Raw genomic sequence first — 13,016 nt, 5'->3', positions numbered from 1 at the left:
TCTGTGCTGGCCCAGCCGGTGTCCATGCCCGCGCGGACGGGGAGGACGCCCCGGCCGGAAGGAATCCGGGTCGGCGGGCTGGTGATTTGGCGGCTTCGCCAGCCTGCAGTTCGCCGACCGGTGGTGGACGTCCTCCCAACCGGTACACCCGGCGGGAGGTGGATCCGGCAGGCCTTAAACCCGGCGGTAGATGTCCGCCACCGGACAGTGGAAGGGGTCGGAGGCGGCTATGCCTACCGCGCCCAGATAGCGGACGATGGCCGCATAGGATGCCAGCAGGCTGGTCTCCGTGTACGGGATGGAGTGCTCGCGGCAGTATTCGCGAACCATCGGCGCAGCCTTGCTCAAGCAGGGACGGGGCATGTCGGGGAATAGGTGGTGTTCGACCTGACGGTTCAGGCCGCCCATCAGCAGGTCCATGATCCAGCCGCCGCGGATGTTGCGGGAGGCCGTCACCTGGCGGGTGACGAAGTCCGGCCGGCTGGATTTGGAATAGATCGGCATGCCCTTGTGGTTCGGCGCAAACGACGCGCCCATGTAGAAGCCGAACACCGCCATCTGCACGCCGATGAACGCGAAGGCCTGCCCCAAGGGGAGCAGCCAGAAGACAACCGTGAGCAGCACCGCGGCGCGGGCCACGAGGATGCCCAGCTCCAGCCAGCGGTGCTCCACTTTGCCCTGGCGGATCAGGTACTTGAAGGAATCCACATAGAGGCTGAAGCCCAGGAACGGCAGCAGCGGGAACAACAGGTAGCCCTGCAGCCGCGTGACACGCACCATTGCGCCGCGGCGGCCGGCCGCAGCATCCGGATGGAAGGCGATGGATCCCGTCCTGATGTCCGGGTCCTTGTCCACGGTGTTGGGAAATCCATGGTGCTTGGTGTGTTTGCGCATCCACATGGCGTAGCTAATGCCCACCAGGCAGGTGCCCACCAGCCGGGCAGCCCATTCGTTGACCCGCTTGGTCTTGAAGACCTGCCAATGGGCCGCTTCATGGGCAATAAAGGCGAACTGCGTGAACAGTATTCCCATGCCGGCCGCGATCAGAAGCTGGAACCAGCTGCTCCCGAGCAACGAGAATCCCGTCCAGGCCGCGGCCAGCAGCAACGTGAGCACTGCGAAGAGGGTGATGTAGTAGCCCCTGCGGCGGGTCAGCAGGCCGGCGGACTTCATGCGGGCCATGAGTGCCAGGTATCCGGCCGCGATACTGTTCGGTACCGGGGACGGGCGAGCCGGTTCGCGAGCGGAATTAGGCTTGGGAGCCGTATAGATCTGGGGCTCGGGCTGAAAGTCCATGACATGCCTTGCGTCCGGCGGGGTGAATACAGTCGGTGCAGCCGGCCGTCAAGCTTCAGCACCAGTCTTGTGAACTTACCGCCGCTGCGCCAGGTTGTCACCGGTAGGAGGCGCCCCGGCCATCATCCGGACCGAATTCGAATGATGTGAGGGGGCAAGGGACTGTCGCGGGCGGACGGAGGCGGCACCTTGCAGGCGCTGGTGCGCCGCCGTTCCAAAACCTGGCTGTATCCAGAAAGCAAAGATCAGCAGGCGCCCTTCCCGCGAGCGGGAAGGGCGCCTGCTGATCAGTCGATGCCGGACCGGGTTAGTCGGCGATGTAGAACAGGCGCTTGTTGACGAACTCGTCCATGCCCAGCGGCCCGAGCTCGCGTCCGAAGCCGGAGCGCTTCACGCCGCCGAACGGGATGTCGGCGCCTTCTCCGACTCCGTTGACGTTGGCCATGCCCACCTCCAGCTGCTGGGCGATCTTGCGGGCGCGCTCCTCGTCCGTGGAGAAGACGACGCCGCCCAGGCCGTAGTCGGTGTCGTTGGCCAGTTCCAGGGCCTCTTCGTCGCTGCTGACCTTGTAGACCACGGCCACCGGGCCGAAGAGCTCTTCGCGGTAGGCGCGCATCTCCGGAGTGACGCCGGTCAGAACGGCCGGGGCCAGGTAGGCGCCGGGGCCATCGTGGAGGGTGCCGCCGGCGTGCAGGGTAGCGCCCTTGTTGACGGCGTCCTTGAGCTGCTCGGCCAAGCCTTCGGCCGCCGCGCGGGAGGAGAGCGGAGCGAAGGTGCCCTCGGCCTCTTCTGCCGGGTCACCGGGCTTGAGGTCCTTCGCCAGGTTGGTCAGCTCGGCCACGAAGTCGTCGTAGATGTCCTCCATGACGATCATGCGCTTGTTGGAGTTGCAGGCCTGCCCCGTGTTCTCGATGCGGGTGGCCCACGCCTGTTCGGCGGCCGCCTTGACGTCGTCGGTGTCCAGCAGCACGTAGGGGTCGGAGCCGCCCAGTTCCAGGACGGCCTTCTTCAGGTTCTTGCCAGCGAGCTCGCCGATGATGGCGCCGGCCCGCTCGGAGCCGGTCAGCGAGACACCCTGCACGCGCGGGTCGGCGATGATGTCCGCGATTTGCTCGTGGCTGGCGAAGAGGTTGATGTAGACGCCCTCGGGCACGCCGGCGTCGTCCATGATTTTCTGGATGGCCAGGGCGGAGCGGGGGCAGGTCTCGGCGTGCTTGAGGATGATGGTGTTGCCCAGCATCAGGTTCGGCGCGGCGAAGCGGGCCACCTGGTAGTAGGGGTAGTTCCACGGCATGATGCCCAGCAGCGGGCCGACCGGCAGCTTCTGGATCATGGCGCGGCCGCCGCCGATGGCCTTGATTTCCTGGTCAGCCACCAGGTCGGGGCCTTCGGTGGCGAAGTAGCTGAAGATGTCGGTGCAGAACTCGGCCTCGCCCTTGGATTCGGACAGGGGCTTGCCCATTTCCTCGGTGATGATCGCGGCGAGCTCGTCGGCCCGCTCGGTGAACAGTTCCGCAATGCGGGACACCACCTTGGCGCGGTCCGTGATCGGCGTGGCCTTCCACGCTGTGTAGGCGGCCTGGGACCTGGCGAGGGCGTCCTTGACCTCGGCGTCGGTGGCGGTGGGGAATTCCTCGACCACCTCGCCGGTGGACGGGTTTTGGACCCGGTAGCCCGGCTGGGTGGATGAAGCGGCGTGGGAAGTGGTGGTCACAGCCCTGATCTCCTTCAGATAATGACATAGCAGCGGGACGGCGGCGCGGCCGTCTCCGCTTCCCATCTTGTACCGTCCGGCCGGTTATGTGAAGTGAGTTACGCTCACGGCATGGAACTAAGAAGCCCGGCCCGGTCTGGGTCGACCGGTGGCGCAGGCGGGGCGGTGCGGCACCGGCCCGACCGGACGCCCTGGGCGGCCACCGAATAGCTTCCGGGTTCCCGTTCCCAGCGGCCGCCGAAGCGCCGCCGGGCTCCCGTTCCTAGCGCGGGCCGCGCAGCCTGTCCATCTCCCGCCGGTCCTTCTTGGTCGGCCTGCCGGTACCCCGGTCGCGCTGCGGAATTCCGAGCGACGGCATCGCCGGGCGCGGCGGCGTGTGGTCCGTGAAGCAGTGCGAGGCCGCCTCGGCCCCCACCCGCTTGGCGATCAGCCGGCGCACTTCCAGGATCCGTTCGAACCCGGGCTGCCGCACCCGCAGGGTGTCGCCCGGGACCACCGGTTGGGAGGCCTTGACCGGGTTGCCGTTGAGCCGGACATGTCCGGCACGGCAGGCGGCGGTGGCCGCGGAGCGGGTCTTGTAGGCGCGGATGGCCCACAGCCACGCATCGACGCGCACGGAGCTTGGGGTATTGGCGGAAGGGTTCATGCCCCTCCGAGTCTAGCGCCGCCGCGGCGGCATCCCCTGGTGGTCCGGCCGCGCCGTCGCCGCGGCCCGGCCCTTGGGGCGGTGTCTCCTTTCACCGCGAGTTCACAGCCAGTTGGCCCGCAGGTCCACTGGCGCTGTGAAGCTCGGTGGCGGGGAAACCCGGATAACCACTACGAAGGGCGTCATATCCCATGGCATCTCGCCTGCTCAGAACATTGACCACATCCGCCGCGGCCGTCGCCGTCGGCGCTACCCTCGTGGCCGCGCCGGCGGCCGGCGCGCAGAACAACCAGGGCGGGCAGGATGAAGCCCCGCTGCTGATCGGCCACCGCGGCGCCGCCGGCACCGCCCCCGAAAACACGGCCGCGGCCTTCAAGGACGGGCGCGCCTCCGGCGCCGACTTCTTCGAGATCGATGTCCAGCTCAGCGCCGACGGCGTGCCGTTCCTGTTCCACGACGACACTCCGGCCCGGACCACCAACGTGGAGGAGGTCTTCCCCGAGCGTGCCGGCGACCCCATCACGTCCTTCACCTGGGACGAACTGCAGCAGCTCGACGCCGGTTCCTACTTCGGCGACCAGTACCACGGGGAACGGATCCCGCACCTGGACGACGCCGCGAAGATTGCCACGGTGAACACCGGCGTGTACATCGAGATCAAGTCGCCGAAGAACTCCCCGGGCATCGAGCAGCTCGTCGCCGACGAGCTCCGCACCGATGCCGCGTGGAAGAAGCTTGTTGCCGCCGACAAGGTCCAGGTCCTCGGCTTCGACGAGGCCTCCAACCGCACCTTCGCAGAACTGGCCCCCGAGATCGCGCTGCAGCAGCTCTCAAGCACCGTCCCGGGCCCGGCCACGTTGGAATCCTGGGCGACCTTTGCCGACTCGATCGGCACCAACTACCGCACGCTGACGGCGCAGAAGGTTGCCGACGCGAAGGCCGCCGGGCTGGTCGTCGGCGTCTACACCGCCAACTCGCCCGAGGCGGTCCAGCGCTCCATCGACCTCGGCGTCGACGCCGTCACCGGTGACTTCCCGATCCAGACGATGCGCTACCTGGACGGGCGGAAGCCCTTCCCCGCGGGCACCGGCCTGGAAATCGAAGGTGCGGTGAACGACCCGGCCGGCAGCGACGTCCAGCCGGAAACCGGCGAGCACGTGGTACTGCGCAACACGGCGAACCACAGCATCGACGCCAGCGGCTACATCATCCGCGACGCGGCAAACAATATCCTGACGGTCGGCGCGGGCTATGTGCTTGCCCCCGGCGCGGAGCTGCGGGTCTACACCGGTCCGGGCACCAACAGCGCCGACGCCTACTACAACAACGGCACCGCGTCAGTGCTGAACAACGGCGGCGACTCCATTGCGCTGTGGACCCCGCAGGGCACGCTGCAGGACGTCTTCGCCAACTAAGCGGCGGGGTCTGCGCCGCCGACGCCGGCACCCCGGGCAGCCTTGCGCCGCCCGAGGTCCCGGTGCCGTTGATCGCGTCGCCCCAACGCGTTCCCGAAACTTACGACGGCGAAGCTCCCTCTGCGGGCTGCGGCGGGGGGAGCGGCACGCCGTCCCCCAAAGTTGCGACGGCGGTGCTCGCGCCGGCTGCAGGGTCCGACCGACCGGCCCGCGATCCAACCATTTTGGTGCGCAGACATCAAACGTCTAACGTTTAGAGAATGATTTTGGAGCGACGGCCCAGCGGCGGCAGCAGCAGCGACCAAGCGCCGGGCGGCGACCGAGCGCCGGGCAGCGGCCAAGCGCCGGGCCGCGGCCAAGCGCCGGGCGGCGACGAGGCTCCGGTGGAGTTCGCCGAGGCCCTGGTACCGGAGCTGGACGTGCAGGAGATTGCCCCGGCCCCCGCCGCCGCGCATCGCCGCTGGTTCATCGCCGCGGCCGTCGCCGCCGTGATACTCATCGGGCTGAACCTCCGGGCGGGTATTGCCAGCGCGGCCGCGCTCTTCCACGACCTGCAGCAGCTGCTGGGGTACGGGCCGCTGGTCGCCGCACTGCTGCCCACCGTTCCCGTGCTGTGTTTCGCCGTGGCCGGAGCCGCGACGGCCTGGCTGAGCAGCCGCATGGGACTGGAACGCGCCATCGCACTCGCGCTGACACTGCTGATTGCCGGCCTGGGCTTGCGCGGAGTCGAATCCGTCGGGATGCTGCTGGCCGGCACGGTGGTGTCCATGTCGGGCCTGGCGGTCTGCAACGTGGCGCTGCCGGCGTTCATCCGCAAATACTTCGCGCACCGGCCCTCGACGATGACCGGGGCCTACACCATCTCCATGTCCGTCGGCGCCACCTTGGCCGCGGCCGTCAGCGTCCCGCTGGCCGCGCAGTTGGACTCGCCGTCGCTCGCCCTGGCCGCCTGGGCGCTGCTGGCCGTCGTCGGGCTGGCGGTGTTCCTTCCCATGGCCGTGGCCGGCAGGCGCGGGCCGGGCCCCCGGACCCGGGGCCACTCGTCGCCGTGGCCGCTGCTGCTCACCCGCAAGGGCGCGCTGCTCACCGGCCTGTTCACCATCCAGGCGCTGCTCGTCTATTCCGTGATGGGCTGGCTGCCGTACATCCTGATCTCGCGCGGGGTGGATTCCGCGGCGGCCGGGCAGCTGCTCGCGCTGGTCCAGCTGGTGTCCATCCCCGCCGTCGTCCTGCTGTTGTCCATGGCGGCGCGCCCGGGCCTGCTGCGGCCGGCCTTCATGATCACCTGCGCGGCCTCGCTGGCAGGCTATCTCGCACTGCTGGTGCTGCCTGCCGAGCTCGCCGTGCTCCCCGCGGTTTTGATCGGCCTGGGTTTCGGAGTCTTCCCGCTGCTGATGCTGGTGATCAGCCGCAGCGGTTCGGACGCGGCCGAGACCACCGCGCTGTCCACGCTGGCCCAATCGGTGGGCTACCTCTTCGCCGCGCTGGGCCCGTTCGGGCTCGGCCTGCTGCACGACGCACTCGCCGACTGGACCGTGCCGCTGGTGCTGCTGGTGGCCGGCGCGGCGCTGCAACTGCTGCTGGCCCACGCGGTCAGCGGCCTGGCGCGGGAGGCGCGGGCATGAGGTCAGGCCCGCTGCAGCGGCCGCCGCTGGCGGAGGAAGTCACGTCGAGGCTACGGGAGTCCATCGCCGCGGGGCGTTGGCAGCTGGGGGCCAGGATCCCTCCGGAGCCGGAACTGATGGCACGCCTGGGCGTCTCCCGCGGCACCCTGCGCGAGGCGGTCAAGGCCCTGGCCCACGCCGGGATGCTCGAGGTGCGCCGCGGCGACGGCACGTACGTGCGGGCCACCAGCGAGATCAGCGGCACCGCCCGCCGCGCCTACCGCGAGTACCACGACGAGGACGTGCTGCAGGTACGCTTCGCGCTGGACACCCAGGCGGCGCGCCTGGCCGCGCAGTCGGCGCAGTCGGCGCGGTCTGAACCGCCGGCTACCGGCGGCGCCGTGGAGGCGCTGCGGGAGATGCTGGCCCGGCGCCGGCAAGCGTGGGCGGAGCAGGACCTGGAAGGGTGGATCGCCGCGGACTGGGACTTCCACCTGGCCGTGGCCGAGGCCTCCGGCAACCAGTTGCTGCACGAGCTGTACGGCAGCTTCGGCGACGTGTTCCACGGGACCAAGATGGCCCAGCGGTTGCGGGACGGCTTCGATGGATGCCTGCGCGCCGGACACGAGGACCTGGCGGACGCCATCGCTGCCGGAGACGAAGAAGCCGCCGTGCGGACCGTGACCGCCAACCTGCGCTACTGCCTGAAATGGATGCCGCAGGGAGGCCAATAGCGCCCCGCTCGCCCCGTGCCGCGGCGGGCTCTGGCCGCCGCGGCCGCGCGTGTGGCATGATGCCGCCCGGCCGGGGTACCTTGAATCACGAAGCCCGGATTGTCGGGACGCAGGGAACGAGGAAAGCTGGCGATGTCCACTTCGACGAAACCGTCCGGGAGTACCCGGAAGACGTGGCTGAAGATTACCGCGGCGGTGGCCGGCGCCGTCGTCGTGCTTCTGCTGTTGGTGTTGCTGGCCAAATGGCTTCGCACGATGCCGGGCCTCCAGGACTTCCTGGCCGCGTACCCGGGCCGCTCCGAACTTCCCGAGTCCGCGCCGGTCGGGCTGCCCGCCTGGCTGGGCTGGCAGCACTTCCTCAACTTCTTCCTGATCGTGTTGATCATCCGCACCGGATTGCAGGTGCGTGCCGGCACGCGCTCGCCGGCGTACTGGACGCGCAACAACAAGGGCCTGGTGAAGACCAGGAACGCGCCCACCAAGATCACCCTGAACCTGTGGTTCCACCTGACCCTGGATGCGTTGTGGGTGCTGAACGGCATCGTGTTCATGGTGCTGATCTTCGCGACCGGGCACTGGATGCGGATTGTGCCCACCAGCTGGGACATTTTCCCGAACGCGCTGTCCGCGGTGCTGCAGTACGCCTCGCTGGACTGGCCGCTGGAGAACGGGTGGGTGAACTACAACGCGCTGCAGCTGCTGACCTACTTCGCGACCGTCTTCATCGCCGCCCCGCTGGCCATCGTCTCCGGCCTGCGCACCTCGGCTGCCTGGCCCAAGCGGGCCGCGGTCAACAAATACTTCCCGATTGAGGCGGCCCGGGCCATACACTTCCCGGTGATGGTGTACTTCGTGCTGTTCATCATCGTGCACGTGACGCTGGTGCTGGCCACCGGCGCGCTGCGCAACCTCAACCACATGTATGCGGCCACGGACGACGGCGGGTGGACCGGCTTCTGGATCTTCGCCGCCTCCGTCGCGGTGACCGTGGCGGCTTGGTTCCTGGCCCGTCCGATCTTCCTGCGCCCGATCGCCTCGCTCACGGGCAAGGTCACGAGCCGCTGACCGCTTGGCACGCGTGGCCGGCTGACCGCCAGCCGCTGAACGCCTGACCGCGGCTGAAGGCTGCACCGCTACACTGCTCGCCATGATCACCGTTGCGGCCATCGCCGCGTGCCTTGTCTTCGCGCTGTTGGCGGTCTTACAGATACTGCTGGCCGCGGGCCTGCCGCTGGGACGGTTCGCCTGGGGAGGAAGCCACCGCATCCTGCCGACGAAGCTGCGCATCGGGAGCGCGGTCTCGGTGCTCCTGTATGCGTTTTTCGTCTTCGTCATCATGGACCGGGCGCAGCTTCTCGACGCGTTGCCGGAGACGGCGTCGCTGGTTCTCAGCTGGGTCCTGACCGCGTACCTGTTCGTCGGCGTCCTCCTAAACGCCATCTCGCGCAGCAAGCCCGAGCGGTGGACCATGACGCCGGTCGCCCTGGTCTTGGCCGCGCTGAGCCTGGTGGTTGCCCTCGGCTGACGTGGTTTCCCGGCCGTTGGCGGGCGAGCCGCAAGACTTTTCGTCGGCGGGCCGTCCAGCCGTTTGCGGGCCTCACGGCCCTTCGCGGGCGGGGCTTTCCGGCGGTTGACGGGCCGGCATCGGAGGGGCTTGCCCCGCGGGCGGGGCGGGCTCACGATTGGTTCACCACAGGCCGATCGGGAGGAAGCCATGCAGGTCCGCATCCGCCGCGCACTGACAGCCGTTGCCGTGCTCGTCACCGTCCCGGCGGCCCTCGCCGGCGGCCTGGTCCTGTGGCTGCGCCTCAGCCCCCGGCCGCTGGCGGTGCTGCTGCGGGTGCTGTCCGAACGGGACGGCCGGCGCACGGCCCGCGCCATGGCCCGGCACGTGCCGGACGGCATCAGCGAAGTATTGGATCAGGAATACCTCAGCAACCACGGCCATACCCGCCTGGACGTGTTCTTCCCGGACAAGGCGGCCGAGGATTCGCTGCGCCTTCCGACAATTGTCTGGATCCACGGCGGGGCCTGGATCTCCGGCACCAAGAACGACGTCGCCAATTACCTTCGAATCCTCGCCTCCTACGGCTTCACCGCCGTGGGCGTGGACTATTCGCTGGCCCACGTGCGCCGCTACCCCGCGCCGGTGCGCCAGACGGCCGCCGCGCTGCGCTACCTGGAACACAATGCCGACCGGCTGCACATCGATACCGAGCGGATCGTGCTGGCCGGGGACTCGGCGGGCGCGCAAATTGCTGCGCAACTGGCGCTGGTCATCGCCGACCCGGACTATGCCAAAAGGCTGGGCATTGCCTCGCCCATGAAGCCGGAACGGCTGCGCGCGGTGCTGCTGCACTGCGGGGCGTACGACCTCTCGCTCGCCGGGGCGGACCAGGCCGGGAACCAGAACTACCTGCGCACGGTGCTGTGGTCCTACACCGGGGCCAAGGACTATCTGGAGCGTCCGTACGTCGCGCTGGCCTCCGTGGCCCGGCATGTGGGCGCCGACTACCCGCCGGCTTTCGTTTCCGCGGGCAACACCGACCCGCTGCTGCCGCACTCGCTCGGGCTGGTCGAAGCGCTGCGGATCAAGGGCGCGGCCGTGGAGGAGTTCTTCCCCCAAACCGAGGCCGGCCTGGGGCACCAGTTCCAGTTCAACCTGGAGTTGGAAGCGGCGTGGCAGGTGCTGGAGCGCAGCGTGGCGTTCCTCCGCCGTCACACCGGCTGATGCCGCCTGAGTTGAACCGGCGCCCCGCTGCGCGGAGTGTTCTTCGGTGGCTGCATCACCTCAGGCCCGCGCCCATGCCTCCCCGGGCGCCGCCGTCGTACGCTGGAAACCTGCCCAGCGAAGGGGGAACTGTCAATGGACGACGCCGGATCGCGCCTCATTTTCGGCTGCATGGGGCTGGGCGGTGGCTGGGGGAGCGGGCCCCTGGAAGCGGCCGACGTGGCGGCCGCGCACGCGGCAGTGGCGGCGGCGCTGGAGGCCGGGATCACGACGTTCGACCACGCCGACATCTACGCCCACGGCAAGGCCGAGGCCGCGTTCGGGCGGGTGCTCGCGGGAAGTCCCGAGCTGCGCGACTCGATCCGGCTGCAGGGCAAATGCGGCATCCGGCTGCCGGTCCCCGGCCTGGTCGGGCACTACGACTCCTCGCGGGAAGCCATCCTGGCCCGCACCGACGAAAGCCTGCGCCGGCTGCACACCGATCACCTGGATACGCTGCTGATCCACCGGCCGGATCCGCTGGCGCAGGCCGAGGAGATCGCCGCGGCCTTCAACGAGCTTCGGATGGCCGGGAAGGTCCGCCGCCTCGGTGTCTCGAACATGTCCGGCGAACAGATGCGCTGGCTGCAGGCGGCGCTGGATGAACCGCTGGCGGTGAACCAGCTGGAAATGAGCCTGTACCGACGCGACTGGCTGGAGTCGGGGGTGCTGGTGAACCACCCGGAGGGAACGGGGATCGGCTTCCCGCACGGCACCCTGGAATACTGCGCCGCCCACGGGGTGGAGCTGCAGGCCTGGGGCGCGCTGGCCCAGGGCCGGTACAGCGGGCGCGCGGCAGCGGAGGCCGCGATACCGGATGCTTCCGCGCCCGCGGATGCCACAGCCCCGGCCGACCATGCAACGGCAGCCCTGGTCACGGAACTTGCCCGGGACAAGGGCTGCCCGCCCGAAGCCGTGGTGCTGGGCTGGCTGCTGCGGCATCCGGCAGGCATCCGGCCGGTCGTCGGCACCAGCAGCCCGGACCGGATCCGGGCCTGTGCCGAGGCGGAGGCGGTTGGAGCATCGATGACCCGCGAGGAGTGGTACTCCCTGTGGGTGGCGGCCCGCGGCAGGCCGCTGCCGTAGCTGCCCGCGGCTCGCCCAGCCCGCTGCCGGCTGGGCCGGGACCAAGCGTCCTAGACGAAGGCCGGCTGTTCCAACCGGCGGAATGCGGAATCGTGGAAGACGAGCGGCTCGTGCGTGCCGTCGTGCGTGGACAGGCCGTGCACCTGCAGCAGCACGACGTGGTGGTCCCCGGCCGGGACTTCCTGGTGCACCGAGCAGTCCAGCCAGAGCGCCGCGTCGTTGAGGAAAAGCGCGCCGTCGTCCGTGCCGTGCAGGCTCAGGCCGGCAAAGCGGTCCCCGTTCTTGGACGCGATCTGGCGGCAGACGCCGTCGTGCCCGGTGCCGAGGACCGAGACGCCGATCCGGTCGGCCCGGCGGACCAGCGGCCAGGTCCGTGAGGTGTTTTGCACGGCGAACATCACCAGCGGCGGCTCGAGGGAGACGCCCACGGTGAACGAGGAGGCGACGATGCCCTGCGGCTCGCCGTCGATGATCGCGCACAGCGCCGCGATGCCCGAGGGGAAGCGGCCGAAGGCTGAGCGCAACGTGTTGGGGGTCAGGTCATGGTGTAGCGACATGGCGTCCTTGGGGCTTGGGCGCATCCGCTGCGGCCGAGCTGCTGCGGGTGGATACGCGTACTTGCCTGCCGACATACCCGGCGGGCCGAATCATCACCTGGAGCACCCCGCTACGGTAGAGGGTTGCCGGCCAACCAGCCAGGGCTGTGAAGTTGGCGCTCTTGATTCGCCTCCACGCTAAGAGCGGGGAAGGGCCTGGGTCAAACGCCGGTAACAGTTCGTCAAATGCAGCGTTTTACCGGCGGCAGCCGCGCGACGGCTGCCCCGACGGTTGCGGCGCTACGGCTGCGGCCCACGGGCGGCCGCCGCCACGGCTACTGTGCGGCGGCGCCGGCGCGCACGGTCTGCCGCCGGAACGGATGCGCCGGGTAAACGCCCAGGAGGCGGATCTCGGTGGTGAAGAAGTCCAGTTCCTCGAAGGCGTGGACCATGGCAGGATCGTCCGGGTGGCCTTCGACGTCCACCATGAACATGGTGGCGGCAAACTCGCCGCCGACCATGTAGCTCTCCAGCCTGGTCATGTTGATGCCGTTGGTGGCGAAACCGCCCAGCGCCTTGTAGAGCGCCGACGGCACGTTCCGCACGCGGAACACGAAGCTGGTCACCGCCGGACCGGGAAGTTCCTCGCGGGACGGGACCGGCCGGCGGTCGGCCAGCACCACGAACCGTGTGGTGTTCGTCGGATCGTCTTCGACCTTTTCCGCGAAAACCTCCAGACCGTAGAGTTCGGCGGCCATCGGCGGTGCCAGGGAGACCTTGGTCGGGTCGTTCCATTCGGCCACCTCCCGGGCCGAACCCGCGGTGTCGCCGGCGATGACCGGAGTGAGCCCGAGCCTGCGGATCAGCTTGCGGCACTGGCCCAAGGCGTGGATGTGGCTGTGCACCTCCCGGGCCTGCTCCACGGTGGCCCCGCGTACGCCCAGCAGGCTGAACCGGATGGGCAGGAAGAATTCCTCCACAATCTGCAGGGTGGTCTTCGGCAGCAGCGCGTGGATGTCCGCCACCCGGCCGGCGATCGAGTTGTCGATGGGGATCATGGCCAGTTCGGCCTCGCCGCCGGTGACGGCAGCGAACGCATCCTCGAAGCTGGCACACGGCACCGCGTCCCAACCGGGGCGCACTTCCAGGCAAGCCATGTGGGAGTTCGAGCCGGGTTCACCTTGGTACGCAATTGCAGGAGCCATGGGCGAAATT

The 13,016-nt window shown here is 69.2% G+C and carries 12 protein-coding genes and 1 riboswitch; of the genes, 7 read left to right on the top strand and 5 right to left on the bottom strand.

Annotation, left to right across the window (positions count from 1 at the left end):
• Nucleotides 1–174: 174 nt before the first annotated feature.
• From AC5RVZ_RS07010 to AC5RVZ_RS07000, 3 genes are all read right to left on the bottom strand, one after another.
• The gene (locus AC5RVZ_RS07010) at nt 175–1,173 is read right to left on the bottom strand and encodes a fatty acid desaturase family protein (RefSeq protein ID WP_494065051.1); all 999 of its coding nucleotides are present in this window, start codon (nt 1,171–1,173) and stop codon (nt 175–177) included.
• 430 nt (nt 1,174–1,603) lie between these two features.
• On the bottom strand, nt 1,604–3,010 hold the full coding sequence (locus AC5RVZ_RS07005; protein WP_494065050.1) for an NAD-dependent succinate-semialdehyde dehydrogenase: 1,407 nt from the start codon (nt 3,008–3,010) through the stop codon (nt 1,604–1,606).
• 262 nt (nt 3,011–3,272) lie between these two features.
• Nucleotides 3,273–3,656, bottom strand: coding sequence for an RNA-binding S4 domain-containing protein (locus tag AC5RVZ_RS07000; RefSeq protein ID WP_494065049.1), 384 nt, complete (start codon nt 3,654–3,656; stop codon nt 3,273–3,275).
• A 215-nt stretch (nt 3,657–3,871) separates the two neighbouring features.
• On the opposite strand from AC5RVZ_RS07000, the gene AC5RVZ_RS06995 reads away from it, so the two are divergent.
• The 7 genes from AC5RVZ_RS06995 to AC5RVZ_RS06965 all read left to right on the top strand — a co-directional run bounded on the left by AC5RVZ_RS06995 (nt 3,872) and on the right by AC5RVZ_RS06965 (nt 11,265).
• The gene (locus tag AC5RVZ_RS06995; protein ID WP_494065048.1) at nt 3,872–5,071 is read left to right on the top strand and encodes a glycerophosphodiester phosphodiesterase family protein; all 1,200 of its coding nucleotides are present in this window, start codon (nt 3,872–3,874) and stop codon (nt 5,069–5,071) included.
• A 260-nt stretch (nt 5,072–5,331) separates the two neighbouring features.
• The gene (locus AC5RVZ_RS06990; protein ID WP_494065047.1) at nt 5,332–6,696 is read left to right on the top strand and encodes an MFS transporter; all 1,365 of its coding nucleotides are present in this window, start codon (nt 5,332–5,334) and stop codon (nt 6,694–6,696) included.
• Nucleotides 6,693–7,409 (top strand): FadR/GntR family transcriptional regulator, encoded by a 717-nt coding sequence (locus AC5RVZ_RS06985; protein ID WP_494065046.1) that lies wholly within the window; start codon nt 6,693–6,695, stop codon nt 7,407–7,409. The genes AC5RVZ_RS06990 and AC5RVZ_RS06985 overlap by 4 nt, the downstream gene beginning before the upstream one ends.
• A gap of 132 nt (nt 7,410–7,541) precedes the next feature.
• On the top strand, nt 7,542–8,474 hold the full coding sequence (locus AC5RVZ_RS06980; protein WP_494065045.1) for a cytochrome b/b6 domain-containing protein: 933 nt from the start codon (nt 7,542–7,544) through the stop codon (nt 8,472–8,474).
• Between the two features lie 82 nt (nt 8,475–8,556).
• On the top strand, nt 8,557–8,934 hold the full coding sequence (locus AC5RVZ_RS06975) for a hypothetical protein (RefSeq protein WP_494065044.1): 378 nt from the start codon (nt 8,557–8,559) through the stop codon (nt 8,932–8,934).
• A gap of 189 nt (nt 8,935–9,123) precedes the next feature.
• Complete coding sequence (locus AC5RVZ_RS06970) at nt 9,124–10,140, top strand: alpha/beta hydrolase (protein ID WP_494065043.1); 1,017 nt, start codon at nt 9,124–9,126, stop codon at nt 10,138–10,140.
• A 135-nt stretch (nt 10,141–10,275) separates the two neighbouring features.
• Nucleotides 10,276–11,265 carry an aldo/keto reductase gene (locus tag AC5RVZ_RS06965; RefSeq protein ID WP_494065042.1) on the top strand — a complete coding sequence of 330 codons (990 nt, stop codon included), beginning with the start codon at nt 10,276–10,278 and terminating at the stop codon, nt 11,263–11,265.
• A 50-nt stretch (nt 11,266–11,315) separates the two neighbouring features.
• On the opposite strand, the gene AC5RVZ_RS06960 is transcribed toward AC5RVZ_RS06965, so the two are convergent.
• A complete protein-coding gene (locus AC5RVZ_RS06960; RefSeq protein WP_494065041.1) occupies nt 11,316–11,822 on the bottom strand; it encodes a flavin reductase family protein in 507 nt (168 codons plus the stop codon).
• A gap of 52 nt (nt 11,823–11,874) precedes the next feature.
• Nucleotides 11,875–11,989: riboswitch (SAM riboswitch) on the bottom strand.
• Nucleotides 11,990–12,136: 147 nt separating this feature from the next.
• Complete coding sequence (locus AC5RVZ_RS06955) at nt 12,137–13,006, bottom strand: prephenate dehydratase (protein ID WP_494065040.1); 870 nt, start codon at nt 13,004–13,006, stop codon at nt 12,137–12,139.
• Nucleotides 13,007–13,016 lie beyond the last annotated feature (10 nt).

This window comes from Arthrobacter sp. Cza30 (assembly GCF_059090765.1).
Note: the sequence above shows the minus strand (reverse complement) of the source record. Positions and strands in the feature narration are given on the sequence as shown.

Bases quoted from the DNA above. Each gene is read 5' to 3' on its own strand.
- AC5RVZ_RS06970 (WP_494065043.1), top strand. From the start codon at position 9,124: ATGCAGGTCCGCATCCGCCGCGCACTGACAGCCGTTGCCGTGCTCGTC.
- AC5RVZ_RS06980 (WP_494065045.1), top strand. From the start codon at position 7,542: ATGTCCACTTCGACGAAACCGTCCGGGAGTACCCGGAAGACGTGGCTG.
- AC5RVZ_RS06975 (WP_494065044.1), top strand. From the start codon at position 8,557: ATGATCACCGTTGCGGCCATCGCCGCGTGCCTTGTCTTCGCGCTGTTG.
- AC5RVZ_RS06990 (WP_494065047.1), top strand. From the start codon at position 5,332: ATGATTTTGGAGCGACGGCCCAGCGGCGGCAGCAGCAGCGACCAAGCG.
- AC5RVZ_RS07010 (WP_494065051.1), bottom strand. From the start codon at position 1,173: ATGAAGTCCGCCGGCCTGCTGACCCGCCGCAGGGGCTACTACATCACC.
- AC5RVZ_RS06985 (WP_494065046.1), top strand. From the start codon at position 6,693: ATGAGGTCAGGCCCGCTGCAGCGGCCGCCGCTGGCGGAGGAAGTCACG.
- AC5RVZ_RS06965 (WP_494065042.1), top strand. From the start codon at position 10,276: ATGGACGACGCCGGATCGCGCCTCATTTTCGGCTGCATGGGGCTGGGC.
- AC5RVZ_RS06955 (WP_494065040.1), bottom strand. From the start codon at position 13,006: ATGGCTCCTGCAATTGCGTACCAAGGTGAACCCGGCTCGAACTCCCAC.
- AC5RVZ_RS06960 (WP_494065041.1), bottom strand. From the start codon at position 11,822: ATGTCGCTACACCATGACCTGACCCCCAACACGTTGCGCTCAGCCTTC.
- AC5RVZ_RS07000 (WP_494065049.1), bottom strand. From the start codon at position 3,656: ATGAACCCTTCCGCCAATACCCCAAGCTCCGTGCGCGTCGATGCGTGG.